Consider the following 24,395-nt stretch of genomic DNA (forward strand, 5'->3'; position numbering starts at 1 on the left):
CAGGGGTGTTCAGCCATCTTAACAGCCCATGGCACAGTCATGTGCGGGATCACCTGCCACGCTGAGCGGATTGTGCCAGGCTGGATCGGGTCGAACCATTCATATTAAGGAGATGTGGTTATGAGTAAATTTATTTTTTCATCACCCCGTAAATATGTGCAGGGCGCAGGTGTGCTGGATGAGCTGGGAACCTACCTGACTGAACTGGGCGATCAGGCTTTTCTGGTGGCGGATGACGTTGTCTGGAAGCTGATTGGCGAACGCACACAACAGACATTGCAATCCGCCGGGGTGAAATTCAGCTGGCAGCAGTTTAACGGCGAGGCCTCCAGTAATGAGATCACCCGTCTCAGTGCGCTGGCGAAGAGCCAGGGCTGTAACGTGGTTGTCGGGCTGGGCGGCGGCAAAACGCTGGACACCGTTAAGGCGGTGGCGGACGAACTTAAACAGCCGGTGGCGATTGTGCCGACCATTGCCTCCACCGATGCCCCCTGTAGCGCGCTGTCAGTGATCTACTCTGACAGCGGCGTATTTGAGAGCTATCGCTTCTACAGCAAAAATCCCGATCTGGTGCTGGTGGATACCGCAGTCTGCGCCAGTGCGCCTGCACGGCTCTTTGCCTCCGGCATTGCTGATGGCCTGGCCACCTGGGTTGAAGCGCAGGCAGTGGCCCGGTCCCATGCTAAATCCATGGTCAGCGGCGATCCGACCCTTGCCGGACTGGCGATTGCCCGCGCCTGCGAAGAAACACTGCTTAAGTGGGGATACAGCGCCTATATCGCCGTTACCGAAAAACGGGTCACGCCCGCAGTGGAAGCCGTGGTTGAGGCGAATACGCTGCTCTCGGGGCTGGGCTTTGAAAATGGCGGGCTGGCAGCCGCCCACGCTATTCATAATGGTTTTACCGCCATTGATGGCGATATCCACCATCTGACCCACGGCGAGAAAGTCGCCTATGGCACACTGACGCAGATGGTGATGGAGCAGCGGCCGGATGAAGAAATTGCGCGCTATATCCGTTTCTATCGCAGCATCAACATGCCGACCACGCTGCGTGAAATGCATCTGGAGAATGAAAGCTGGGAAAATCTGGTGAAAGTGGGGGCACTGGCGAACAGTGAGGGTGATACGCTGAAAAACCTTAATCCGCATCTGTCACCGGAAGATATTGCCAACGCCCTGCTGGGGCTGGATGCCTTTAGTCAGACGGTGAAATAAGCCGCCAACAGGCGATCATCCGATCGCCTGTTACTCTTCTGCCGCAGGCTGGTCCCAGTACTCATATTTGTAGGCGGAACTGAGATGGCGCTCAATGGTGCCACGCGTGAAGATTTCGGTTTCATGCAGATAGCTCAGAGTACAGTTGCCGACCTCATCCCAGGACTGACACTCATCAACCGAACGGATGGTGCTCAGCGGTGTGGTCGCCGTGCCGTTGAGCCGCACTTCACGCCATTGGGGGTCGTAGGTGTATTCGTCAGTTCCCCGGGCGGAGGTGGTGCGCGTCACCAGACCCTTTGGATTCCAGTGGTAATGGAACTCGCCGTTAGTCAGCGGATCGCTGCCTCGTGCCACACTCTTCTCAAGCCGTAGCTGGCGATCGTAACGATAGGTGGTGTCGGTAAAGCCGGTTTTACCCATGCTGGTAAACCTGTCGGAGGCGCTGGTAATATTGCCATGCTGGCCTTTCTGCCAGTTAATTGTCCCCTGCCGGTTATCAACAACGACTTCTTTGCCCTCTTTCAGCACTTTGACCAGATACGCATATTCCGCCACCCAGCCGCCCTGTACCCTGGCGATATGTTGCTCCATGCTGAGGATCACATTACGTTCACTTTTGTCGTAGCTGACGTCAGCCACCGTCAGATCGCCACAGGCGTCAAACTGACCCAGCACCCGCTTTTGCGAATTCACATCTTTGCCAAATTCACCTGCAATCACCTGCTTCACTGCGCCTTTCGCATTGCCGCCAAGCAAAATCAGGGTATTGCTGTTGACCACTGCGGCGTTGTCAGCGCGGCATGCGCTGGCCGCAGCGTTGCCGCTGCACAGCACGGTCAGTATCAGGCTTAAAGTGAGAATCTGATTGCGTTTCATAGGGTAAATTCCAGGCGACGTTGCTTTCAGTGTAAACGCTGCGGGGATAAACAGCGGCGATGATTTAAGCTTGCATCGCCTTATAAACATTGAGAATGCGACAAAGCGCCAGCGTAACGTATAAAGCGCATGTTAAGGATGCCGTCGGGCCTTAAATTCCTGGATGACATTAATTATTAATAAAAAGCAGGCATTTTAACTGAACCGGACGAAACCCTGTCACGGCAAACGGAACATATTTTACGCAAAAAGAACCCCAGCAAGCATACTGGGGTTTGGTACTTGCAAACACCACGTCAATGATCGGCGTGCTGCGCGGCAAAATCTGTTGTGGTTCAGGCAACCCGAACGGTGCTCATCTGCATCACGCTTTTCATCGCCTCAACCACATCGCCGTCTACACAGTAACGGCTGAACTCGTCGGTTTCGGCTTCTGAACACATGGAGACACCCGCTTTGCGGTAGCGCATCGGTGACGCCATCAGGCGGCTGGCCGAGCTGTGGACTTCATCAATCCCCATGTCGAGAAACTTTTGCAGGTTGCTGAGACGCACGCCCGCACCCGCAATAATGATAGGACCGGTACTGGTCTCATTTAGTTCCCGAAGTAATGCAATTCCGTTTTCAGCGCTCTGCTGCTGACCGGATGTCAGAATGCGCGCCACCCCCAAATCCGTTAACGCTTCCAGTGCGCGCTTGGGGCTGTGACAGAGATCGAAAGCGCGATGGAAGGTCACCGCCAGACCGTCACACAGCGCCATAATCTGTCGCATCTGCCCCTCATGAATATGGGCGTCCTCATCCAGCATCCCAATCACCAGACCGGGAAAACCGAGTTCACGGATTAACGCCACATCCGATTTCATCGCCTCGAATTCACGTGCGGTATAGCAAAAATCGCCACCCCGTGGCCGGACAATAGGATGAACCGGAATCGAAACCTCGCGCCGGGCGGCATTCAGCATCCCCGCCGACGGCGTCAGGCCGCCTTCACGCGGTGCGGCACAAAGTTCAACCCGATCAGCGCCCGCCTGTTGTGCGGTCACGGCGCAATCCACGCCATAGCAGCAAATTTCCAGTGTGGTCATTCTCTTCTCCTTTACATGACTCTGGTTCAAGGCAGATTCATCAGTTAGTCTGGCTGCTGGAATGAGTTTACCGGGAAAGTTAACTATGGCATTCAATTTCGACCAACGGATAGACCGTCGTCACAGCGATAGCCTTAAATGGAACAAATATGCGGACCAGGACATTCTGCCGTTGTGGGTGGCAGATACGGATTTCCGATCGCCTGACTGCGTCATCGAGGCAATTAAGACCCGCGCCGCGCATGGGATTTTTGGTTATGGCGATACGCCGGTTGAGTTTATTGACAGTGCGATAGCGTGGCTCGCCTCACGCTATCAGTGGCACGTTAATCCGGAGTGGATTGTAGTTTTGCCTGGCGTGGTTTGCGGACTGAATCTCGCCGTGCGTGCGTTTACCGCACCGGACGAGCTGACGATTGCTCCCACGCCCATCTATCCGCCGTTTCGCGGTTCGGCAAAACTGGCAGAACGGGGTCAGCTCAGTCTGCCGCTGACGCTGCAACAGGGGCGCTGGGTAGTGGATATGGATGCGGCCGAAGATCAGCTCACCGGCAAAGAGCGACTGTTAATGCTGTGCAATCCGCAGAATCCGGGCGGCACCGTTTATCGCCGCGACGAACTGCAGGCACAGCTGGAATTTGCGCAGAAGCACGATCTGATCGTCTGTTCCGACGAGATCCACAGCGATCTGCTGCTGGAACCGGGCGCTGAACACATTCCGTTTGCGTCGCTGAGTGAAGATGCCGCCAAGCGCAGTGTCACGCTGATGTCACCCTCCAAGAGCTTTAATATTGCCGGTCTGGGTGCGTCCATCGCCATTATTCCTAATGCCGAACTGCGTTCGCGCTTTAACCGGATGCGACGCGGGATTGTGCCGGATGTGGATATTCTGGCGCTCACTGCGGCAGCAGCGGCATGGCGCGAAGGTGAACCCTGGCTCCAGGCGCAGAATACCTACCTGCGCAGTAACCGTGACTGGCTGGTGTCACAGGTCAATAAAATGACCGGCCTGTCCGTCGCCGTGCCGGAAGCGACCTACCTGGCCTGGATCGACGCCAGTGCGCTGGGCGTGGCCAGCCCTGCACTCTATTTTGAGAAGCACGGACTGGGTTTATCGGCCGGTCGTGAGTTTGGCAATGACCAGTTTGTCCGGCTCAATTTCGGCTGCACTCGTGCGCTGCTGGATGAGGCCGTTGCGCGCCTGAAGCGCGCAGTAGCCGCCCGTATCTAGTTCTGCTCGCTGGCGACAATCTCCTCCAGTCGCCATGGATGAAACTTGATTGTCGTCTGCCCGTCCGTTACCGCCAGGGTCGGATTGGGCAGACGCTCATTCTCGCCCTTTGGTGAGCTGGTTTTAAATGAAATACCCGGCTGCGTCAGCGCGTCATCGGAGAGCAATGCCATCGCGCGCATGCCCAGCGTCTGATGATCGCCGCGCAACACCACCTCAATATGCTCCCAGCCTTCATGGCGGTAACGCTTTTCACCCGGCCATGGCAGCTCAACCACATCAACCTGCCTGCCCGCCACCAGCAACGGATCATGTAGTTTAAACAGGCAAATCTGTCGTCCGTTGATCATCGCTGCGGAAAACTCAGTACCAATCTGCTGCAGGCCTTGCTGCCAGCGCATCGCCGTCGTGTCCTGATGACAACGCACCGCAATATGGTCCACATCCAGATCGTTAAGGCGCAAACCCAGTTTCTGCGCAAAAATTTGCAACGATTCTTCAAAACGTCCCAAATCTGTCTTTAAATCATCCAATTCTGACGGAAAAGATCGCTCAGCCACCGGCATTCCTCTCTATTTGTTTAGCATTTATAATCAGTCTGGTTTATTGTGCGCCGCGTGTCCGGCGTCACAAAATGGTAAGATTCATCTTATTTGGACCGGAATTTAACGCAAAACCGTATAATAACATCTTTCATTTCGGATTTATCTCCTGTTTAGGACCATGAGTTCCTTGATGAAAGTAGTCTAATATATTGATTTAAATCAACTTCTTTAATACAATAAGATAACTCTTATTTGAAGCGCAAACAATTGCAGCCTCCCCCGCCTTCCTATAAATTTGACCTAACACAACCAAAAGGAATGGCTCTATGTCTATGCTCATCGTTGTCGCTGTCCTGATCGCACTGATGGGGTTTGCAATTTCCCGCCATTGGAAGGTGCGTGAAGATAAAAGCGTAAAGAACCCGCGCCGTCATCTGCGACGTCGTTAACGCCTCCGGGAAACATCTTCTTCCGCTCTGTTTCCCCGCTTCATCCAACTGCTGACGCCCACCCACATTTCACGTATACTTTTCCCCTCATTTTTTTCCGTTTTGTCTGCCCCATCCGTTTCTGCCAATTCGTTACGCGATGCGCACAGGCAAGATGATGACAGCCCGGCTTTTTGGTGCGGGCGTTGTTCAGCACATGAAGGTAACTCGGTGAATATTCAGGCACTTCTTTCCGCAAAAGTCAGTCAGGCAATGGTTTTAGCCGGCGCACCCACCGATTGCGAACCGCAGGTTCGCCAGTCTGCCCGGGTTCAGTTTGGAGACTATCAGGCCAACGGCATTATGGCCGTGGCGAAAAAGCTGGGACAGGCACCGCGACAATTAGCGGAAGCGGTGATTCAGCACCTCGACCTGACCGGCATCGCCAGCAAAGTTGAAATTGCCGGACCGGGCTTCATCAATATCTTCCTCGACCACAACTGGCTGGCAAAGCATGCCCGCGAAGCGCTGAGTCTGCCGCGTCTTGGTGTGCAACTGGCCGAACCCCAGACCATTGTGGTCGACTACTCTGCGCCCAACGTTGCGAAAGAGATGCACGTGGGTCACATCCGCTCCACCATCATTGGTGATGCGGCGGTGCGCACGCTGGAGTTTCTGGGCCACAAGGTGATCCGGGCGAACCACGTTGGCGACTGGGGTACGCAGTTCGGCATGCTGATTGCGTTCCTGGAAAAACAGCAGAATGAAAACCACGCTGAGATGGCACTGGCCGATCTCGAAGGCTTCTACCGTGAAGCCAAGCGCACCTACGATGAAGATCCTGAGTTTGCCGAGCGTGCGCGCGGTTACGTAGTGAAATTACAGGGTGGCGATGCGTACTGCCGCCAGATGTGGAAGAAGCTGGTCGACATCACCATGAGTCAAAACCAGAAAATCTACGACCGCATGAACGTGACGCTGACGCGCAACGACGTAATGGGTGAAAGCCTTTATAACGATATGCTGCCTGGCATTGTTGCCGATCTGAAACAGAAAGGTCTGGCTGTTGAAAGCGAAGGCGCAACCGTGGTGTTCCTGGAAGAATTCCAGAACAAAGAAGGTGAGCCGATGGGCGTCATCATTCAGAAAAAGGATGGCGGCTACCTCTACACCACGACTGACATCGCCTGTGCGAAATACCGTTACGAAACGCTGAAAGCCGATCGTGTGCTCTATTACATCGACTCACGTCAGCATCAGCATCTGGTTCAGGCCTGGACCATCGTGCGTAAAGCGGGTTATGTGCCGGAGTCTGTGCCACTGGAGCACCATGCGTTTGGCATGATGCTGGGCAAAGATGGCCGTCCGTTTAAAACCCGCAGCGGCGGCACTATCAAGCTCTCCGATCTGCTGGACGAAGCATGGCAGCGTGCCTACACGCTGGTGCGTGAGAAGAATCCGGAAATGAGCGAAGCGGAAGTCAAAGCGCTGGCGGAAGTGATGGGCATCAGCGCGGTAAAATACGCTGACCTGTCAAAAAGCCGCACCACCGACTACATCTTCGACTGGGACAACATGCTGGCGTTTGAAGGTAACACTGCGCCTTACATGCAGTACGCCTACACCCGCGTGCTCTCCGTATTCCGCAAGGCAGGCATTGATGCCGATTCGCTGGATGCAGAGATCGTGATTAGCGAAGAGCGCGAAGCACAGCTGGCAACCCGTCTGCTGCAGTTCGAAGAGGTTATCACGCAGGTGGCGCGCGACGGTACGCCACACGTGATGTGTGCTTATCTCTACGATCTGGCAGGCCTGTTCTCTGGCTTCTACGAGCACTGCCCGATTCTCAGCGCAGAATCAGACGCGACGCGTCTGAGCCGACTGCAGCTGGCCGCGCTGACCGCGAAGACGCTGAAGCAGGGTCTGGATACGCTCGGTATCGACACCGTCGAGCGCATGTAATCGCCGGAACGGAGAGGGAAATCCCTCTCCGTTGCTGACTTCATAAACGTCCCCTACACTCCCTCACTCTTTCAGCAGCAGGATGGCGCCATGTCTTTAGCCGCGCATCTCATCAGCAGCCACCTTCCCACCATTAAACAGTTACAGTGCTTTCTGGCGGTCGCGCACGAGCTTAATTTTCGCCGGGCCGCAGAACGCCTTAGCATGACGCAGCCTCCGCTCACCCGTCAGATTCAGAGTCTGGAAGATCTGCTGGGCCAGCCGCTGTTCAGCCGTACGACGCATGAGGTCACCCTGACAGAGTCTGGCCGGGCGCTGGTCACGAAAGCGGAAGCGATCCTTATGGCACTGAATGCGCTGAAAGAGGATGCGCAGCCTGTCGCAGCACAGCTGCGGATCGGGCTGACCCGCACGTTGAATTTCGAACTCATCGCGCCGCTTAATAAGCAGCTCGCCGGTTTTTATGCCAGCGACGAGATGGAGATGCCCAGCCTCACTTCGGCTCAGCTGCTGCAGAGCCTGGCGAAAAATAGCCTGGATTTGATCCTGACCGGGGAAAAAGGTCCGGAAGCGGAAGATGCCGTCCGGTACGCCTGGGTATACCGTGAGCCACTGTGGGTTGCGATGCCGTCAGCACATCCCGCCAGCCTGTCTGAAAACGTTGCGCTGGAGGCGCTGGCTGACCTCCCACTTTTCTGGTTTGCGCGCAGTGCCAATCCGCAGTTTTATGATAAATGCGAGCGCTACTTCGCCACCCTCAGCATCGCGCTGAAACGGGTGCGAGAGCCTGAAGATTCTCTGCTGATGCTGGCGCACATCGCCAGAGGCAAGGGGTTCGCCCTGATGCCGCAGTCAAAATGCACCTTCAATCAGACAGGTCTCTGTTACCGGCCACTGACTGACGATGCAGCTAAACAGCTGGCAATTGACGTTTATGCGGCGATTCGCGCCGATGAAACCCATGCAGCAGTAGTGAATGCGCTGATCGCACTCTCGCAGCCTGCTGAACCCGAAACCCCCGTCCATCCGCGCGGCTAAGTCGCTGTGCTATCCGTACCCATATTGCCTGAAACTCGCTGATACCTTTTCTGCATGACGAAAGGAGCAATTCCGTGCTTTGGCGTGCGGTGAAACAATCATCTCTCACTTACGAGGAGAGACAATGAAAAAGCGAACGTTAACTCAGGGTCTGGAGGTCAGCGCTATCGGTTATGGCGCGATGGGGCTCAGCGAATTTTATGGTCAGACCGATGACCGTCACTCCCTGCAACTGCTCAGCCAGTTGCGCGACCTGGATATCACCTTTATCGATACCGCCGACCTTTACGGGCGCGGCCACAACGAGCGGTTGATAGGCAAGTTTCTTGCCGGGCTGAGCAAGGCCGAACGGCTGAAATTCACCGTCGCCACCAAATGTGGCATTGAGCGTCCGGCGGACGAGGCCTATGCCCGCACCATCAATAATCAGCCCGACTACGTCACCCGCAGCTGCCATGCCTCCCTGGAACGGCTGGGCGTTGAGCGTATCGATCTCTTTTATCTGCATCGCATCAGTCCGGCGACACCGATTGAGGAGAGCATGCAGTGTCTCAGCCGTCTGGTGCAGGAGGGGAAAATCGCCCGGATTGGGCTGTGTGAAGCCTCTGCTGCAACGCTGAGCCGGGCGCACGCGATCCATCCGCTGGCCGCGCTGCAGACAGAATATTCACTCTGGACGCGTGACAGTGAAGCGGAGATTCTGCCGATGGTGAAAAAGCTAGGCATCGGTCTGGTGCCCTACTCACCGCTGGGCAGAGGTTTTCTGACCGGTAAATACCGTAACAACAGCGATTTTGCCGAAAACGATTTCCGCAAAAACAATGACCGTTTCCAGCAGGAAAATATCGACCACAATCTGCAACTTCTTAACGCGGTAACGCCGCTGGCGGAGAAATATCACGCCACCACCGGGCAGATTGCGCTGGCGTGGTTGCTGGCACAGTATGAAAAAATTGTGCCGATACCGGGTACTAAACAGATCGCATATCTCACTGAAAATGCGCAGGCCGCGGATATCAGGCTGGAAGAGGACGACGTGCGGTTGCTGAATACGATTCATCAGCAGATTGAGGTCAAAGGCGGCCGCTACTCTGAGGAGGGAATGAAGGGCGTTAACGCCTGAATACATATTACGCACTTGCGCACTGTGCTGCGGAAAGGAGCCAGAAACAGAATTCTGGCTCCCCTTCACTCAATTCAGCAGCAAGACGCTTACTGGTAATTGACCATCACTTCGCTGCTTACCACCCGTAATCCTGGTGGCAGCGCCCCGCTGCCGGCAAAACCAAACACCATATGCAAGGTTTCGCCGGCGTTGAGATGTGCCAGCCCGCGCGTAGTGCCGCTGGCACCCTCAAGCGTGGTGCAGCGCTGCTCGCCGCACAGCCGCACTTCCAGGCCCGACGGCGCAGGTCTGCTCAACTCATAACGCCAGTTAATGATGCTGACCTCCCCGCCGACATCGGCGGGTGGCGTCAGCGGCTGCGCCCGTTGCCAGCTGCCGCGATTCGCCAGCAGCGGGCCGTTGGCCGTGGCGCTCCAGGCACCACCGGCTGCCTGAGCCAGCGTCGGCAGCATGAAAAGCACCATCAGCAGCCCGCGCATTATTTGCCTCCGATGGTAGCAGTCATACGGATCTGGCGATTGTCGCTCAGCTCCAGATTCGAGAGGACCACCAGCTGAGGCAGATTGCGGCGCAGGAATCGCGCCAGCAGCGCACGCAGCGGATGATTGACCAGCAGCACCGGCGGTGCGCCCAGCATCTCCTGACGCTGCAATGCCGCCTGTGCCTGACTTAACAGCCGATCGGCCAGTCCCGGCTCAAGGCCACCGCCGCCCTGCAGTGCCTGTAACAGCAGACGCTCAAGCGTAGAATCCAGGCCGATAACCTGCACCTCATCATTGCCAGGGAACCACTGCTGCGTAATCGCACGGCCCAGCGCCACACGCACCACGCTGGTCAGCTCCTGCGGATCGCTCTGTACCGGCGCATGCTCCGCCAGCGTTTCAATAATGGTGCGCATATCGCGAATCGAGACCCGCTCCACCAGCAGGTTCTGCAGTACCTTATGCAGCGTGGTCAGTGAGATCACCCCCGGCACCAGATCTTCGGTCAGCTTCGGCATCTCCTGCGTCACGCGATCCAGCAGCTGCTGCGCTTCCTGACGGCCAAACAGCTCGCTGGCAAACTGGCCAATCAGATGGTTGAGGTGCGTTGCCACCACGGTACTGGCTTCTACCACGGTAAAGCCCTGAATCTGCGCCTGCTCTTTCAGCGCGCTGTCGATCCAGACCGCCGCCAGGCCAAAGGCCGGATCGACAGTCGCTTCACCCGGCAGACTGCCGGCAGCCGTGCCCGGGTTAATCGCCATCCAGCGGCCAGGATAGGCATCACCACTGCCAATCTCCACCCCTTTCATCAGGATGCGATAGCGCGCAGGTGGCAACTCCATGTTGTCACGGATATGCACCACCGGCGGCAGGAAACCGACATCCTGCGCAACTTTCTTACGGATACTGCGGATACGGCCCAGCAGCTCACCGTTTTGCTGATGATCGACCATCGGAATCAGGCGATAGCCCACTTCCATGCCCAGCGTATCTTCCAGCTGTACATCGGTCCAGGAGGCTTCGGTGGCGGCTGGCGTGTCCGCCGCCGCTTTGTTGCTGATGCTGCCAGCAACGTCCACTTTCTTCTTCGGCTGCGTTTCGCGTCCGCGCAGCCACCAGGCCAGACCCAGCAAGGCGGCGGTGAACAGCAGGAAGACGAAGTTAGGCATGCCAGGCACCAGACCCAGCAGGCCAATCACCCCGGCGCTGAGCATCAGCACGCGGGGATCCTTAAACAGCTGGGTAACCATCTGCTCGCCGACATCCTGATCGGTGGCGACGCGCGTCACGATAACACCGGCTGCAGTAGAGATAACCAGCGCCGGGATCTGGGCAACCAGACCATCACCGATGGTCAGCAGCGTATAGGTCTCTGCGGCGTGCCCCACATCCATACCGTGCTGCACCACACCCACCAGCAGGCCGCCAATGACGTTGATCACCATGATCATGATACCGGCGACGGCATCACCACGAACGAACTTACTGGCACCGTCCATCGAACCGTAGAAGTCCGCTTCCTGGGTCACTTCAGCACGGCGGCGTTTAGCTTCATCTTCACCGATCAGACCGGCGTTGAGATCGGCATCGATCGCCATCTGCTTGCCGGGCATCCCGTCCAGTACAAAGCGCGCGCCTACTTCGGCGATACGACCTGCACCCTTGGTGATAACCATGAAGTTGATGATGACCAGGATGATAAACACCACGATACCGATGGCGAAGTTACCGCCCACCAGGAAGTGACCGAAGGCTTCAACGACCTGTCCTGCCGCGGCGGCACCGGTGTGCCCCTCCATCAGGATGATACGGGTTGAAGCCACGTTCAGTGCCAGACGCAGCAACGTAGAGAACAGCAGAATGGTCGGGAACGCCGCAAACTCCAGGGTCCGCTGGGTGAACATCGACACCAGCAGGATCATGATCGACAGCGCAATGTTAAAGGTGAACAGCAGATCAAGGATGAACGGCGGTAATGGCAGAACCATCATCGACAGGATCATCAGGATCAGCACCGGACCAGCCAGCACCTGCCACTGCATATCTTTAAAGTTGCCCGGTAAACGTAGTTTTGCGGCCAGGTTATTAGCCATCGTTTTTGCTCTCTCCTGCAAAGTCCATCTCTGCCGGAACCGGCAGGTTTTTTGGTTTTGTTGGGATCAGGCCGCCTTCGCGCTTCCAGCGACGCGACTGCCAGACCCACGCCAGCACCTCGGCGACGGCAGCATAGAGCGCGCCGGGGATGTGCTGACCAATTTCGGTATGCCGGTATAGCGCACGCGCCAGCGGCGGTGCTTCCAGAACCGGGATGCGGTGTTCGGCAGCCAGTTCACGAATTCTCAGGGCGATCTCGCCCGCGCCTTTGGCCACAACCTTCGGTGCGCTCATCTTCTTCTCGTTGTACTGCAATGCCACCGAGTAGTGCGTCGGGTTGGTGACGATGACATCGGCTTTTGGCACATCGGCCATCATTCTGCGTCGCGCAGCGGCGCGCATCTGCTGCCGGATACGCCCTTTAACGTGCGGGTCACCTTCCTGCTGCTTATGCTCGTCGCGGATCTCCTGCATCGACATCTTCAGCTTTTTGAAGTGGCTGTAAAGCTGCCAGAAGACGTCATATCCCACCATCGGGATCAGCCCAAGCATCACCAGTGAACAGCAGACCGCGATCATCTCCATGCCGTGAATCAGCGCGGTGACGGGCGCCTCACTAATCAGCCGCAGCATCTCCGGCCAGTGGCTCCAGATGTACCACCAGCCCACTGCGCCGACCAGAATGGTTTTAAGAATGCCTTTAAACAGTTCGGTCCAGGCCTGCGCGGCGAACATCCGCTTGAACCCCGCCATCGGGCTCATCTTCTTCAGGTCGAACTTGATCGATTTACCGCTGAAAACAAGTCCGCCCAGCAGCATGGGCGCGGCAATCGCCACCAGCACCAGACCGCCCATCAGCGGCAGCAGCGCCATCAGTGCCTGGGTGATCAGGCTGCCGATGTGGCTGACGATAATTTTGTCATCCCTGACCATGCCGTGGTCAAAACGGAGCCCGGTGGCCACCATCGCCGCCAGCCGGTGCGCCATCATATTGCCGCCCATCCACAGGATCATGATGCCGGCCAGCAGCATCAGCAGTGACGTCAGTTCGCGCGAACGCGGAATCTGGCCCTCTTCACGCGCTTTCTCAAGTCGGTGGGCCGTGGGCGATTCTGTTTTGTCTTCGTCGCTATCTTCAGCCACGACAAACCTCGGTTGGCAGGAATTCTGAGCATAGGATGCCAAATCTGGCTTAAGTTAAAGCGGAGATAAGATGGGGAAAACAGGCGTTCTTTCGGGGATGGGTCTGACAATGCGGAACGGGGCCACCCGAAGGTGACCCTGTTTTTTGACGCCGGGAGCCGTTTTGTCCGCCCGCAGGCGGACGAAGCTTAGAACCCTAAGCTGTCCAGCAGGTCATCAACCTGATCCTGGTTCGCCACCACGCCCGGTGCATCGGCGTGGATCTGCGGTCCATTCAGCAGGCTGGTGCCTTCCTGACGCTTCTCAGCGCTGACTTCTGGCATGTTCTCCAGCAGCACCATCAACAGCTGGCGCTCAATTTCCTGGATCACATCCATCATGCGCTTGATCACCTGACCGGTCAGATCCTGGAAATCCTGCGCCATCATGATTTCAAGCAGCTGCTTGTTGGTAAAGGCGGTGTGCTCAGGCACGGCGGTGAGGAATTCGCGCGTATCCGTCACCAACTCCCGCGCATCACCCAGTTCAATCGGGTTCTCAAACCACGCATCCCAACGCCCTTTCAGCTGGGTTGCCCCGGCTTCCATCTTATCCTGATGGGGTTGTGCTGCTTCAACACAGTTCAGCGCACGGTCGGCGGCCTGCGCCGTCATCTGCACCACATAATCAAGACGATCGCGGGCATCAGGAATGGCTTCAGCTGCATCGGCAATGGCTTTATCCAGCCCCAGCTCGCGCAGACTGTCGCGCAGCATGCGCGTCAGTGAGCCAATACGTGAAATGATGTCGTGTGCCGCGGCATCCTCAGTTGGTTTCGGAAAGTCGCTCATCACATCCCCTTACATGCCCAGTTTTTCGAAAATTTTGCCCAGCTTCTCTTCCAGGGTTGCCGCAGTGAATGGCTTCACGACATATCCGCTGGCTCCCGCCTGGGCGGCGGCGATAATGTTCTCTTTCTTGGCTTCCGCGGTCACCATCAGCACCGGCAGCGAACTCATCGCCGCGTCGGCACGAATAGTCTGCAGCAGCTGCAGGCCATCCATGTTTGGCATGTTCCAGTCGGAAATGACGAAGTCGAAACCGCCCGCTTTCAGTTTGCCGAGGGCATCCACACCATCTTCCGCTTCTTCTACGTTATTGAAGCCCAGCTCTTTCAGCAGGTTACGCACAATACGACGCATCGTATTGAAGTCGTCTACTACCAAAAAGCGCATGTTTTTATCAGCCATATCTACTCCTGAGTTGTCTCGCCCGGCGGGACGGGCCTGTTAAATACGCAATGCCTGTCCGGCGCTAATTTTCGCCAGCATATGCTGGCTGATGTTGCTTAAATCCACGACTTCGCTCACGCCACCTGTGGCAATAGCCTCACGCGGCATGCCAAATACCACACAGCTGGCTTCGTTCTGGGCGATAGTCCAGGCACCTGCCCGATGCATTTCCAGCATCCCGGCGGCACCGTCGTTGCCCATGCCGGTGAGGATGACCCCCACCGCATTTCGTCCGGCGTTAATCGCCACCGATTTAAACAGCACATCCACAGAAGGTTTATGCCGGTTAACCGGGGGTCCTTCATTCAGTTTCACCACATAGTTGGCACCGCTTCGGGCCAGCTCCATGTGCATCGCGCCTGGCGCGATATAAGCGTGCCCTGGCAGGATACGCTCACCGTCTTCGGCCTCTTTCACCGTGATCTGACACAGCTTGTTCAGACGCTCGGCAAAAGAGCGGGTAAAACCTGGCGGCATATGCTGGGTAATCAGCAACGCCGGGCTGGTCGCCGGTAACGGCTGCAGCACGTGGCGAATCGCCTCGGTGCCGCCGGTAGAGGAGCCAATCGCAATCAGCTTCTCACTACTCAGCAGTGGCCCCGCTTTCAGTGTCGCCGGCACCGGCATCGCGGCACGGTTGTGCAGTCGGGCCCGGGCCGCCGCGCGGATTTTGTCGCCAATCATCTGGCTGTAGGCCAGCATGCCTTCGCGGATGCCGAGCTGGGGTTTGGTGACGAAATCCACCGCCCCCAGTTCCAGCGCCCGCAGAGTGATTTCGGAGCCTTTCCCGGTCAGCGATGAAACCATCACCACCGGCATTGGCCGTAACCGCATCAGTTTTTCCAGGAAATCGAGGCCATCCATGCGCGGCATTTCCACATCCAGCGTCAGCACCTGCGGATTGAACTGCTTGATCAAATCGCGGGCGACCAGCGGATCGGGCGCCGTAGCGACCATCTCCATATCCGGATGGCTGTTGATGATCTCGGTCATCAACTGCCGCATCAGCGCAGAGTCATCTACGCACATCACGGTGATTTTGCTCATCATCTTTCCTTCGTCAGTCCATAGACGGTTTGTCCGCGCAGCCAGAACTCTTTACTGATCTGACTGAAGTTTTCTGAGTGCCCGGCGAACAGGATACCGCCCGGCTTCAGCAGCGGGACAAACCGACGCAGAATCTTCTCCTGCGTCTCTTTATCGAAATAGATCATCACATTGCGACAGAAAATAGCGTCGAACTGACCCGGCAGCGCCCAGTCGTTGGCCAGCAGGTTAAGCTGCGCATAGGTGACGAGGTTGGTCAGCTCGGGACGCGCCCGCACCATTCCGGCGTGTGGACCGGTGCCGCGCAGGAAGAAACGCTGCATTTGCGCCGGTGACAGCGTGCGCAGCTCCTCCTGGCGATAAACGCCTGACACCGCTTTTTCCAGCACCTGCGTGTCGATATCGCTGGCATGGACCTGGAATTTACCTGGCCCGGTACCCAGCGTTTCGGCCAGCGTCATGGCGATGGAATAAGGCTCTTCACCGGTTGACGCCGCGGTACTCCAGACGCTGAAGTTGCCCTGGCGCTTACGTGCATGCTCCGCCAGAATCGGGAAGTGATGCGCTTCGCGGAAGAACGCGGTCAGGTTGGTGGTCAGGGCGTTGATAAACGCCTGCCATTCGGCACTGTTCGGATCGGACTCCAGCAGCGCCAGGTAACGACCGAAATCATCGATATTCAGCGTGCGCAGGCGACGAACCAGACGGTTATAAACCATCTCACGCTTGTGATCGGCCAGTACGATACCGGCACGCTGATAGATCAGCTGGCTGATACGGCGAAAATGCGTATCGGAGAGCGGTAAACGCTGCACCATCTGCGACAGCAGCGTTGTCGTCTCATTTTGATCTAAAATCGTCGATTTTTTCATCTCTGCACCTGGCCCGAACTGAATACATTAACTGTCTGCTGCGATGCCCGGCGGCTCAATGGCGGCCGGGCCACGGGCGATTAAAAGGTTTCCCAGTTGTCGTCGCTGCGTACCGCAGACGAACGACCAACGGCTAACGGTGCATCTGACTGGAGCGTTTTTGTCGCCGTTGTCTTGTTAACGGCCTGCGCGACAAATTCTTTACCAATATTGAACACTGATACCGCTTGTTTTAAGTGACTTGCCTGATCTTCGAGCGCTGCAGCCGCTGCCGCTGACTCTTCAACCAGTGAGGCGTTCTGCTGCGTGACGCGATCCATCTCGGTCACGGCAAGGCCCACCTGGTCAATGCCACGGCTCTGTTCGTCTGACGCAGAGGCGATCTCGCCCATGATGTCGGTGACGCGTGTGACCGCGCTGACGATGTTGCTCATGGTGTCACCGGCGCTCTCTACCAGCACCGAGCCGGTATTAACGCGGCTAACGGAATCCTCAATAAGACCCTTGATCTCTTTGGCGGCCTGGGCGCTGCGCTGCGCCAGGCTGCGTACTTCACCCGCCACGACGGCAAAGCCGCGCCCCTGCTCACCGGCGCGTGCGGCTTCAACCGCCGCGTTCAGTGCCAGGATGTTGGTCTGGAAGGCAATACCGTCAATCACACTGGTAATATCGGCAATCTTCTTGGAGCTGCCCGCAATCTCTTTCATGGTGGTGACCACGCCATCCACCACTTTGCCGCCCTGCTGCGCGGTTTCCGAGGCGGTCAGCGCCAGCTTCGACGCCTGACGGGCGTTTTCGGCATTCTGCTTCACGGTCGCGGTGAGCTGCTCCATGCTGGCAGCGGTCTGCTCCAGCGAGGCAGCCTGCTGTTCGGTACGCGAAGAGAGATCGTTATTGCCGATGGAGATTTCGCTGGCACCGGTATAGATGGCATCCGAGCCGTCACGTACGGTGCGGACAGTGCGTGCCAGCTCCTGCTGCATGTGCTGCAGTGACGTCAGTAACTCACCAATTTCGTTGCGCACGGTAATCTCAACCGGCTGGGTCAGATCGCCACGCGCGATGTGCTGGATATGCTCAATGCTCTGACGCAGAGGACGGATCAGCACTGAACGCATCACGTTCCACACCAGGATGATCATCAGCAACGTCACGGCCAGCGTGGCGATGACGATAGTGATGGAGCGGCTGTAAGCCTGCTGGTTGGCTTCCACACCCTGCTGTGACAGGGCTTTGTTGTTCTCCAGCCAGGCGCTGTAATCTTTCTGGAACTTGTCCTGGAAACTCTGCGTTGGCTGATCCACAAACCCTTTGAAGTTGCCGGTGGTGAAGAACACCATCAGTTCTGCCAGCGCATCGTGATAGGCCTTATAGTTCGCCTGCAATGCCACGACGTTTTCAGCCGTTTTGCCCTGTTCTGACAGGTTATCGTTGAAAATCTGATAGTTGATTTCAGCCTGTTTCAGCTCCTCGCCCGCCAGTGCGACCAGCTCTTTTACGCTGGCGCCCGATCCCGACATCTGCGCATCCTGCAGAAAACGGATACCGGCGCGGTTAAGGGTGTTACGCGCCTGAACCAGCGAAACCCATGAGGTGCCCATCGCCTGTTGCAACGTATTCAGACGCTGGTTGTAGGCAAAATTCTCTTTATCTGAACTGACAGTTTTGAAAAACATTCCGCCGGAAAACAGCTGCAGCAGCGCAAACAGCGCCAGCACACACAGCAGGCCGGAAACGACTCGTACACGACTAAACATAAACACCTCATTGGTTGGCGATTCGTGTTTATTTATCGGCGCAGGCGGGTGGAACTTTATGCATGGCAGCGGCTTTAAGCCGCTGCCATGGTGAAAGGCGGGAAATCAGGCGCGGGAAATTTTGAAAACCGAGACGGCCTGGGTCAGTACGCTGGCCTGCTGCTCCAGTGCGGCAGCGGCGGCGGCAGACTCTTCAACCAGTGAGGCATTCTGCTGGGTCACGCGATCCATCTCAGTAACGGCCACACCGACCTGCTCAATACCGCGGCTCTGCTCGTCTGATGCAGAGGCGATCTCGCCCATGATGTCGGTCACGCGGGTCACCGCGCCCACGATCTCATTCATGGTGCTGCCGGCGCTTTCAACCTGCAGTGAACCGCTGTTGACGCGCGACACCGAGTCCTCAATCAGGCCTTTAATCTCTTTCGCAGCCTGGGCGCTGCGCTGTGCCAGGCTGCGCACTTCACCGGCCACTACCGCAAAACCGCGACCCTGTTCACCGGCGCGCGCCGCTTCAACCGCGGCATTCAGCGCCAGGATGTTGGTCTGGAAGGCGATACCGTCGATCACGCTGATGATGTCTGCGATCTTCTTCGAGCTGCCCGCAATCTCTTTCATGGTCGTCACCACGCCATTCACCACTTTGCCGCCCTGCTGCGCGGTTTCCGAGGCGGTCAGCGCCAGCTGCGAGGCCTGACGGGCGTTGTCAGCATTCTGTTTCACCGTGGCGGTGAGCTGTTCCATGCTGGCCGCAGTCTGCTCCAGCGAAGCGGCCTGCTCTTCGGTGCGGGCTGACAGGTCGTTATTACCGGCGGCGATTTCGCTGGCACCGGTAAAGATGGCGTCAGAGCCGTCACGCACATTACCGACCGTCATCACCAGCGATTGCTGCATCTCATGGATGCCTGCGGCCAGCTGGCTCATCTCATTACGGCCCTCAACCACAATCGGCTGGGTCAAATCGCCGGAGGCGATAGCGCGAATCTGCGCCAGCAGCTGTTGCAGCGGCTGAATCAGAACCTGACGCAGGCCAAACCAGCAGGCCAGGATCACCACGATTACCACAACGCCAATGGTGCCCAGCAGCCACATCATCTGAGTAAAGGCTTTATGGTTCTGTGCGATGCCCTGATCGGAAAGCTCGGTCTGACGTGCACGCCACTCACCGTAGCTGCTCTGCATCGCGACCTGTTTCTGCTCAATATTCTGTTTAAACATGCCTTCCAGATCGCGGGCCTGCAGGCTGGCAACCATGCCTTTCAGCCCTTTTTCATATTGCGCGTAATCCGCTTCGAGTTTGTCACGCAGCGCCACTTCAAGCCCCGGCGTGGCGGGCAGATCGTAATAGATTTTAAAGTGACGGTCGGCCTCCACCAGCTGGGCGTTGGCTTTGTTCATCAGATCGTCGAGCTGACCGCCATTCATCTGCGATGCCATGCTGGTCTGTAAGCGCAACATGGCGCGGTTCAGCGTGGTACGGCTGTTGTTCAGGGCGATATAGGCATCTGTCATCGACGTGACGTTGCGATTAGAAATCTGCGACAGCGCAAACGCCTCTTTATCATTATTCAGCGCCGACCAGAAAAGGCTGCCAGAAATCAGCTGAAGCGCGCCAAAGATAACCAGTACGGCGATTAAACTGGTGACCACTTTTATTTTTTTTAACATCTCGTTCCCCTGCAGGTTGATTAAGGTGCAGCGGCTATATCGGCGGGTTCTGGCGATTAATTAACGCTTTTCGGCGCTTTCAGGCGATAGCGGGCTTTTGTAATTATTTTTATCAAAAGAGAGTGCGGAGTCTGACGTCAGGTGGGGGTTAGCCGAAAGGGCTGCGCATCCCGCAGGATGCGCAGCGTCAGATCAGAAGGTTTCCCAGTTTGTATCACTGACCGGGGCCGTCAGGGCTTTGCGTGGTGCCAGCGCCACTGTAACGGGCGAAGCAATCGGCACATGCTTTGTCAGCGTCGGCCCGGCTTCACGTTTGATTTTAAAGACCGAGACTGACTGGCTTAACCGGCTGGCCTGATCTTCCAGCGAAGCGGCCGCTGCCGCGGACTCTTCCACCAGCGAGGCGTTCTGCTGGGTGACGCGATCCATCTCGGTGACGGCCTGCCCGACCTGGTCGATACCGCGACTCTGCTCATCCGACGCCGAGGCGATTTCGCCCATGATGTCGGTCACGCGCGTGACCGCACTGACGATATCGCTCATGGTTTCCCCGGCGGTGCCGACCAGTTGCGAACCCACGCTGACGCGGTTGACTGAATCATCAATCAGCCCTTTGATCTCTTTGGCGGCCTGGGCGCTACGCTGTGCCAGACTACGCACCTCGCCCGCGACCACTGCAAAACCGCGCCCCTGTTCACCGGCACGCGCCGCTTCAACGGCGGCGTTAAGCGCCAGAATATTGGTCTGAAACGCGATGCCATCAATCACGCTGGTGATATCGGCAATCTTCTTCGAACTGCCGGCGATTTCGCTCATGGTTTTCACCACGCCAGCTACGACGCTGCCGCCTTTTTCTGCGGTTTCGGACGCGCTGAGTGCCAGCTGTGACGCCTGGCGGGCGTTCTCGGCGTTCTGTTTCACGGTGGCGGTGAGCTGCTCCATACTGGCCGCCGTCTGCTCCAGTGACGCCGCCTGCTGTTCTGTGCGGGCGGACAGGTCATTATTTCCCGCAGAGATTTCACTGGCACCGGTGAAGATCGCATCCGATCCTTCACGGACATGGGTTACGGTGCGGACCAGCGACTGCTGCATTTCATGCAGGCTGGCGGCGAGTTGCGTCATCTCGTTACGCCCTTCCACCGCGATCGGCTGGGTTAAATCACCCTGGGCGATATGCTGAATGTGATTAATGCTGCCATTCAGCGGCGTTATTACGATCTTGCGCAGGCCAAACCAGCAGAGCACGATCACCGCCGCCACGGCACTCATGATCGCGCCAAGAATCCACATCATTCGGCTGTAGGCGTTGCTGTTCTCAGCCACGCCCAACGTGGTCAGGCGACTCTGATCGGCGCGCCATTCGCGGTAAAGCGTCAGAAACGCACTCTGACTAGGTGCCACCGGGGCTTTTGCGGCGGCAATCGGATCATTAGCTTCCAGGGCGGTCTGCAACTGATTAAGGGCCCCGGCATAAGCGCTGAAGCGCTGATCAAGCTGATCGTTCAGCTTCGCGTCCTGACCCGGTGTGTCAGGGATCGCCTTGAATTCCTTATAATAACCATCTGCTGCCTGCTGAAATCCTTTGCTCTCTCCGAACAGACCGGCGATATCTGCCGTTTTATTCTCCAGTTTGCTGGTCGCCACACGCAGCTGAACGCGGGTCAGCAGCACACGGCTCTGGTTGAGACTCATATAGGCGTCATTAAGCGCCTGTGTGTTTTGCATCGCCAGCTGCGACACGGCGAAGCTCTGCTTGTCGTGGCTTAATGCGGAGTAGAAAACTGAACCGGAGAAGGCCTGCAACAGCCCGAACACCAGCAACACCAGTAACAGACTGGTGACCACACGGATTTTCGTTAACATGAGTAACCCTGAATAATGTAGGTGATTTAAAAGTGACAGTGAGATTATCGGCAGGTAACAGCAGGAAATTAGGGGGAGCTGAGCTTATAAATATATGAATATAAAGGAAACTATTACATGGTGTAACAATCACGGGCCAGCCAGAGCCAGCCCGTGAAGAGGCTATTACGCGGTACGCAGGTTATCCACCAGCGCCATCTCGTCGCTGCTCAGCAACTTCTCAATGTCGACCAGAATCAGCATGCGATCGCCCAGCGCACCCAGACCGGTCAGGTACTCGGTAGACATGGTTACCGCGAACTCCGGTGAAGGGCGGATCTGATCCTGGGTCAGTGACAGCACGTCAGAAACGCCATCGACCACGATACCGACCACGCGATTTTCCAGATTCAGTACGATGACCACGGTGTTGTCATTGTACTCAACGTCAGGCTGCGCAAACTTAACGCGCAGATCGATAATCGGCACGATTACGCCGCGCAGATTCGTAACGCCGCGGATGAATTCAGGGGTATTCGCAATACGCGTTACCTGATCGTAACCGCGAATTTCCTGAACTTTGAGGATATCGATGCCGTACTCTTCGTCGCCCAGCGTGAAGACCAGAAACTCCTGACCCACAGTTTCGCCAGCGATTTTTGTCACGGTTGCCATTCCATTCATGTTATTTACCCTTTCGTTATCTGTCAGGCGGCAGCGCCGGCCACACGTTTTTCACGGTTAAGTGACTGCAGTGCTGATACATCAACAATCAGCGCTACGCTACCATCGCCAAGAATGGTCGCGGCAGAGATGCCCGGCACTTTGCGATAGTTACTTTCCAGGTTCTTCACCACCACCTGATGCTGACCAATCAGCTGATCAACCAGCAGCGCGTAACGTTTGCCCGCGCTCTGCAGGATCACCACGATGCCCTGCGTGGCCTCGGTTTTGGCACCCTGCACATCAAAGACGTTCCACAACTCGACCAGTGGCAGATATTCACCACGCACTTCCAGCACGCACTCGCCACCTGCCAGCGGTTTCAGCTCTTCGGCACGCGGTTGCAGTGATTCCATTACCGCGTTCAGCGGCAGGATAAAGACTTCATCAGCCACGCGAACGGACATGCCATCAAGAATGGCCAGCGTCAGCGGCAGCAGGATACGGATGGTGGTGCCTTTGCCCTGCTTCGAGGCGATTTCGACGTGACCGCCCATCTCCTGAATATTTCGTTTCACCACGTCCATTCCGACGCCGCGTCCTGAAACATCCGTCACCTGCTCCGCGGTAGAGAAGCCCGGTGCGAAGATCAGCATGCCGACTTCTTCATCGCTCATGTTCTCGTGAACCGGCAGGCCCGATGACAGGGCTTTAGCCAGGATACGTTCACGGTTCAGACCGGCACCATCATCTGACACTTCGATACAGATGTTGCCGCCCTGGTGTTCCGCCGAAAGCGTCAGGTTACCGGTTGCCACTTTACCGGCCACCAGACGTTTCTCTGGCGTTTCGATACCGTGGTCAAGACTGTTACGCACCAGGTGCGTTAACGGGTCGATAATGCGTTCGATCAGGCTCTTATCGAGTTCGGTTGAGCTGCCCAGCAGGGTCAGTTCGACCTCTTTGCCGAGTTTGCTTGCCAGGTCACGCACCAGACGCGGGAAGCGGCTGAAGACATATTCCATTGGCATCATACGAATCGACATCACCGATTCCTGCAGGTCGCGGGCGTTACGCTCCAGCTGGCCCATGCTGTTCAGCAGGTCGCCGTGCGCCACAGGGTCGAGTTCACCGGAACGCTGGGCGAGCATCGACTGGGTAATCACCAGTTCACCGACCAGGTTGATCAGCTGATCGACCTTCTCGACCGCAACACGGATGCTGGTGGATTCGCTCGACTTGGCCGGTGCCGCGGCGCGCTTACTTTCACGCTTCACCGCTGCCACCGGCAGTTCGGTAACGCTGGCGGTGTGAACCTCTTCTGCCACCGGTGCGGCTGCAACAGCAGCAGCGACCGGCGCGGCAACGGCTTCGTCAGCGGCCGGGAAGCGGATCTGCGCTTCGTCGATCACGAAGCAAAGCACCGCCACGATGTCATCTTTACCGACGCCATCAATGCAGACGTCCAGCGTGGTGCTGCCCTTCTGCACATTAGTCAGGGTGCCGAGATTGCTCATCTCTTCCAGCATCAGGTCGACTTCTTTCTCTTTGAGGTCGATCAGCTGTACACGCAGACCGCTGGCGCTGGCCGGTTCCGCGCTGGCAGTGGTTACCGTAGCCGGAACATCAACCGGCAGACCTTTGGCCTCGAGCGCCAGCTGGCGCAGTGCTTCACAGATATATTTGAAGCTCTCCGCGTTTGGCTCCTGCGCGGTTTTATAAGCATCGAGCTGTTCCTGCATAATATCTTTGGTTTCCAAAAACAGGTTGATGATGTCGGTGCTGAGCTGCATCTCGCCGCGACGAGCACCATCCAGAATGTTTTCCAGGATATGAGTCGTTTCCTGTAATACCGTAAAACCAAAGGTTCCGGCCCCACCCTTAATGGAGTGAGCGGCACGGAAGATGGCGTTAAGCTGTTCCGAATCTGGCTCCTGCGGGTCAAGGCCCAACAGGTGTTGTTCCATATCCGCTAACAGCTCATCGGCTTCATCAAAAAACGTCTGGTAAAAATCGCTGATGTCCATACTCACGGGAA

General features: G+C 56.8%; 21 protein-coding genes. 6 read left to right on the forward strand and 15 right to left on the reverse strand.

Annotated features, from left to right (window positions below; all coding sequences use genetic code 11):
* Window positions 1–120: 120 nt before the first annotated feature.
* Window positions 121–1,218: a glycerol dehydrogenase gene (locus AC6I8C_RS11090; protein ID WP_497822492.1), complete on the forward strand. Its 1,098-nt coding sequence runs from the start codon at window positions 121–123 to the stop codon at window positions 1,216–1,218.
* Between the two features lie 30 nt (window positions 1,219–1,248).
* Here the strand turns inward: AC6I8C_RS11090 and AC6I8C_RS11095 are convergent, their stop codons facing one another.
* Window positions 1,249–2,097, reverse strand: a complete 849-nt coding sequence (locus tag AC6I8C_RS11095; protein WP_135908438.1) for a hypothetical protein — start codon at window positions 2,095–2,097, stop codon at window positions 1,249–1,251.
* Window positions 2,098–2,432: 335 nt separating this feature from the next.
* Entirely contained in the window at window positions 2,433–3,185 is a 753-nt protein-coding gene (gene cutC / locus AC6I8C_RS11100) for a copper homeostasis protein CutC (protein ID WP_497822493.1), read from the reverse strand.
* Between the two features lie 85 nt (window positions 3,186–3,270).
* Here cutC and AC6I8C_RS11105 point away from each other — a divergent pair, with 85 nt between their 5' ends.
* Window positions 3,271–4,416 carry a MalY/PatB family protein gene (locus AC6I8C_RS11105; protein WP_497822494.1) on the forward strand — a complete coding sequence of 382 codons (1,146 nt, stop codon included), beginning with the start codon at window positions 3,271–3,273 and terminating at the stop codon, window positions 4,414–4,416.
* Here the strand turns inward: AC6I8C_RS11105 and AC6I8C_RS11110 are convergent.
* Entirely contained in the window at window positions 4,413–4,982 is a 570-nt protein-coding gene (locus AC6I8C_RS11110) for a VOC family protein (RefSeq protein ID WP_497822495.1), read from the reverse strand. The two genes, AC6I8C_RS11105 and AC6I8C_RS11110, sit on opposite strands and share 4 nt — an antisense overlap.
* Window positions 4,983–5,287: 305 nt before the next feature.
* Between AC6I8C_RS11110 and AC6I8C_RS11115 the strand changes: the two genes are divergently transcribed.
* The 4 genes from AC6I8C_RS11115 to AC6I8C_RS11130 all read left to right on the forward strand — a co-directional run bounded on the left by AC6I8C_RS11115 (window position 5,288) and on the right by AC6I8C_RS11130 (window position 9,512).
* Window positions 5,288–5,410 carry a hypothetical protein gene (locus tag AC6I8C_RS11115; RefSeq protein WP_009089698.1) on the forward strand — a complete coding sequence of 41 codons (123 nt, stop codon included), beginning with the start codon at window positions 5,288–5,290 and terminating at the stop codon, window positions 5,408–5,410.
* Between the two features lie 210 nt (window positions 5,411–5,620).
* Entirely contained in the window at window positions 5,621–7,351 is a 1,731-nt protein-coding gene (argS, locus tag AC6I8C_RS11120) for an arginine--tRNA ligase (protein WP_497822496.1), read from the forward strand.
* A gap of 90 nt (window positions 7,352–7,441) precedes the next feature.
* On the forward strand, window positions 7,442–8,389 hold the full coding sequence (locus AC6I8C_RS11125) for a LysR family transcriptional regulator (protein ID WP_497822497.1): 948 nt from the start codon (window positions 7,442–7,444) through the stop codon (window positions 8,387–8,389).
* A gap of 124 nt (window positions 8,390–8,513) precedes the next feature.
* Window positions 8,514–9,512: an aldo/keto reductase gene (locus AC6I8C_RS11130; RefSeq protein ID WP_497822498.1), complete on the forward strand. Its 999-nt coding sequence runs from the start codon at window positions 8,514–8,516 to the stop codon at window positions 9,510–9,512.
* A gap of 89 nt (window positions 9,513–9,601) precedes the next feature.
* On the opposite strand, the gene flhE is transcribed toward AC6I8C_RS11130, so the two are convergent.
* The 12 genes from flhE to cheA form a co-directional block, all read right to left on the reverse strand.
* The gene (flhE, locus tag AC6I8C_RS11135) at window positions 9,602–9,994 is read right to left on the reverse strand and encodes a flagellar protein FlhE (RefSeq protein ID WP_095707025.1); all 393 of its coding nucleotides are present in this window, start codon (window positions 9,992–9,994) and stop codon (window positions 9,602–9,604) included.
* Window positions 9,994–12,093, reverse strand: a complete 2,100-nt coding sequence (flhA, locus tag AC6I8C_RS11140; RefSeq protein ID WP_033732947.1) for a flagellar biosynthesis protein FlhA — start codon at window positions 12,091–12,093, stop codon at window positions 9,994–9,996. Before flhA ends, flhE begins: the two co-directional genes overlap by 1 nt.
* Window positions 12,086–13,237, reverse strand: a complete 1,152-nt coding sequence (flhB, locus tag AC6I8C_RS11145) for a flagellar biosynthesis protein FlhB (RefSeq protein WP_013358223.1) — start codon at window positions 13,235–13,237, stop codon at window positions 12,086–12,088. The genes flhA and flhB overlap by 8 nt, the downstream gene beginning before the upstream one ends.
* A gap of 188 nt (window positions 13,238–13,425) precedes the next feature.
* Complete coding sequence (cheZ, locus tag AC6I8C_RS11150) at window positions 13,426–14,067, reverse strand: protein phosphatase CheZ (protein WP_013358224.1); 642 nt, start codon at window positions 14,065–14,067, stop codon at window positions 13,426–13,428.
* Between the two features lie 9 nt (window positions 14,068–14,076).
* On the reverse strand, window positions 14,077–14,466 hold the full coding sequence (cheY, locus tag AC6I8C_RS11155; RefSeq protein WP_010258559.1) for a chemotaxis response regulator CheY: 390 nt from the start codon (window positions 14,464–14,466) through the stop codon (window positions 14,077–14,079).
* A gap of 39 nt (window positions 14,467–14,505) precedes the next feature.
* A complete protein-coding gene (locus tag AC6I8C_RS11160; protein ID WP_013358225.1) occupies window positions 14,506–15,555 on the reverse strand; it encodes a protein-glutamate methylesterase/protein-glutamine glutaminase in 1,050 nt (349 codons plus the stop codon).
* Window positions 15,555–16,427, reverse strand: coding sequence for a protein-glutamate O-methyltransferase CheR (gene cheR / locus AC6I8C_RS11165; RefSeq protein ID WP_013358226.1), 873 nt, complete (start codon window positions 16,425–16,427; stop codon window positions 15,555–15,557). Before cheR ends, AC6I8C_RS11160 begins: the two co-directional genes overlap by 1 nt.
* An 80-nt stretch (window positions 16,428–16,507) precedes the next feature.
* On the reverse strand, window positions 16,508–18,184 hold the full coding sequence (locus AC6I8C_RS11170) for a methyl-accepting chemotaxis protein (protein WP_013358227.1): 1,677 nt from the start codon (window positions 18,182–18,184) through the stop codon (window positions 16,508–16,510).
* Window positions 18,185–18,289: 105 nt separating this feature from the next.
* Complete coding sequence (locus AC6I8C_RS11175) at window positions 18,290–19,852, reverse strand: methyl-accepting chemotaxis protein (protein WP_497822499.1); 1,563 nt, start codon at window positions 19,850–19,852, stop codon at window positions 18,290–18,292.
* Between the two features lie 192 nt (window positions 19,853–20,044).
* The gene (locus tag AC6I8C_RS11180; RefSeq protein ID WP_497822500.1) at window positions 20,045–21,715 is read right to left on the reverse strand and encodes a methyl-accepting chemotaxis protein; all 1,671 of its coding nucleotides are present in this window, start codon (window positions 21,713–21,715) and stop codon (window positions 20,045–20,047) included.
* A gap of 165 nt (window positions 21,716–21,880) precedes the next feature.
* Window positions 21,881–22,378: a chemotaxis protein CheW gene (gene cheW / locus AC6I8C_RS11185; RefSeq protein ID WP_013358230.1), complete on the reverse strand. Its 498-nt coding sequence runs from the start codon at window positions 22,376–22,378 to the stop codon at window positions 21,881–21,883.
* 23 nt (window positions 22,379–22,401) lie between these two features.
* Window positions 22,402–24,384 (reverse strand): chemotaxis protein CheA, encoded by a 1,983-nt coding sequence (gene cheA, locus AC6I8C_RS11190; protein ID WP_497823337.1) that lies wholly within the window; start codon window positions 24,382–24,384, stop codon window positions 22,402–22,404.
* Between the last annotated feature and the right edge of the window lie 11 nt (window positions 24,385–24,395).

This window comes from Pantoea sp. X-Soil-YNGN-844 (assembly GCF_059730595.1).

Excerpts from the sequence above, each read along its gene's own strand:
- AC6I8C_RS11090 (WP_497822492.1), top strand. The coding sequence starts at position 121 with ATGAGTAAATTTATTTTTTCATCACCCCGTAAATATGTGCAGGGCGCA.
- AC6I8C_RS11095 (WP_135908438.1), bottom strand. The coding sequence starts at position 2,097 with ATGAAACGCAATCAGATTCTCACTTTAAGCCTGATACTGACCGTGCTG.
- cutC (WP_497822493.1), bottom strand. The coding sequence starts at position 3,185 with ATGACCACACTGGAAATTTGCTGCTATGGCGTGGATTGCGCCGTGACC.
- AC6I8C_RS11105 (WP_497822494.1), top strand. The coding sequence starts at position 3,271 with ATGGCATTCAATTTCGACCAACGGATAGACCGTCGTCACAGCGATAGC.
- AC6I8C_RS11110 (WP_497822495.1), bottom strand. The coding sequence starts at position 4,982 with ATGCCGGTGGCTGAGCGATCTTTTCCGTCAGAATTGGATGATTTAAAG.
- AC6I8C_RS11115 (WP_009089698.1), top strand. The coding sequence starts at position 5,288 with ATGTCTATGCTCATCGTTGTCGCTGTCCTGATCGCACTGATGGGGTTT.
- AC6I8C_RS11125 (WP_497822497.1), top strand. The coding sequence starts at position 7,442 with ATGTCTTTAGCCGCGCATCTCATCAGCAGCCACCTTCCCACCATTAAA.
- AC6I8C_RS11130 (WP_497822498.1), top strand. The coding sequence starts at position 8,514 with ATGAAAAAGCGAACGTTAACTCAGGGTCTGGAGGTCAGCGCTATCGGT.
- flhE (WP_095707025.1), bottom strand. The coding sequence starts at position 9,994 with ATGCGCGGGCTGCTGATGGTGCTTTTCATGCTGCCGACGCTGGCTCAG.
- flhA (WP_033732947.1), bottom strand. The coding sequence starts at position 12,093 with ATGGCTAATAACCTGGCCGCAAAACTACGTTTACCGGGCAACTTTAAA.
- cheZ (WP_013358224.1), bottom strand. The coding sequence starts at position 14,067 with ATGAGCGACTTTCCGAAACCAACTGAGGATGCCGCGGCACACGACATC.
- cheY (WP_010258559.1), bottom strand. The coding sequence starts at position 14,466 with ATGGCTGATAAAAACATGCGCTTTTTGGTAGTAGACGACTTCAATACG.
- AC6I8C_RS11160 (WP_013358225.1), bottom strand. The coding sequence starts at position 15,555 with ATGAGCAAAATCACCGTGATGTGCGTAGATGACTCTGCGCTGATGCGG.
- cheR (WP_013358226.1), bottom strand. The coding sequence starts at position 16,427 with ATGAAAAAATCGACGATTTTAGATCAAAATGAGACGACAACGCTGCTG.
- AC6I8C_RS11170 (WP_013358227.1), bottom strand. The coding sequence starts at position 18,184 with ATGTTTAGTCGTGTACGAGTCGTTTCCGGCCTGCTGTGTGTGCTGGCG.
- AC6I8C_RS11175 (WP_497822499.1), bottom strand. The coding sequence starts at position 19,852 with ATGTTAAAAAAAATAAAAGTGGTCACCAGTTTAATCGCCGTACTGGTT.
- AC6I8C_RS11180 (WP_497822500.1), bottom strand. The coding sequence starts at position 21,715 with ATGTTAACGAAAATCCGTGTGGTCACCAGTCTGTTACTGGTGTTGCTG.
- cheW (WP_013358230.1), bottom strand. The coding sequence starts at position 22,378 with ATGAATGGAATGGCAACCGTGACAAAAATCGCTGGCGAAACTGTGGGT.
- cheA (WP_497823337.1), bottom strand. The coding sequence starts at position 24,384 with ATGGACATCAGCGATTTTTACCAGACGTTTTTTGATGAAGCCGATGAG.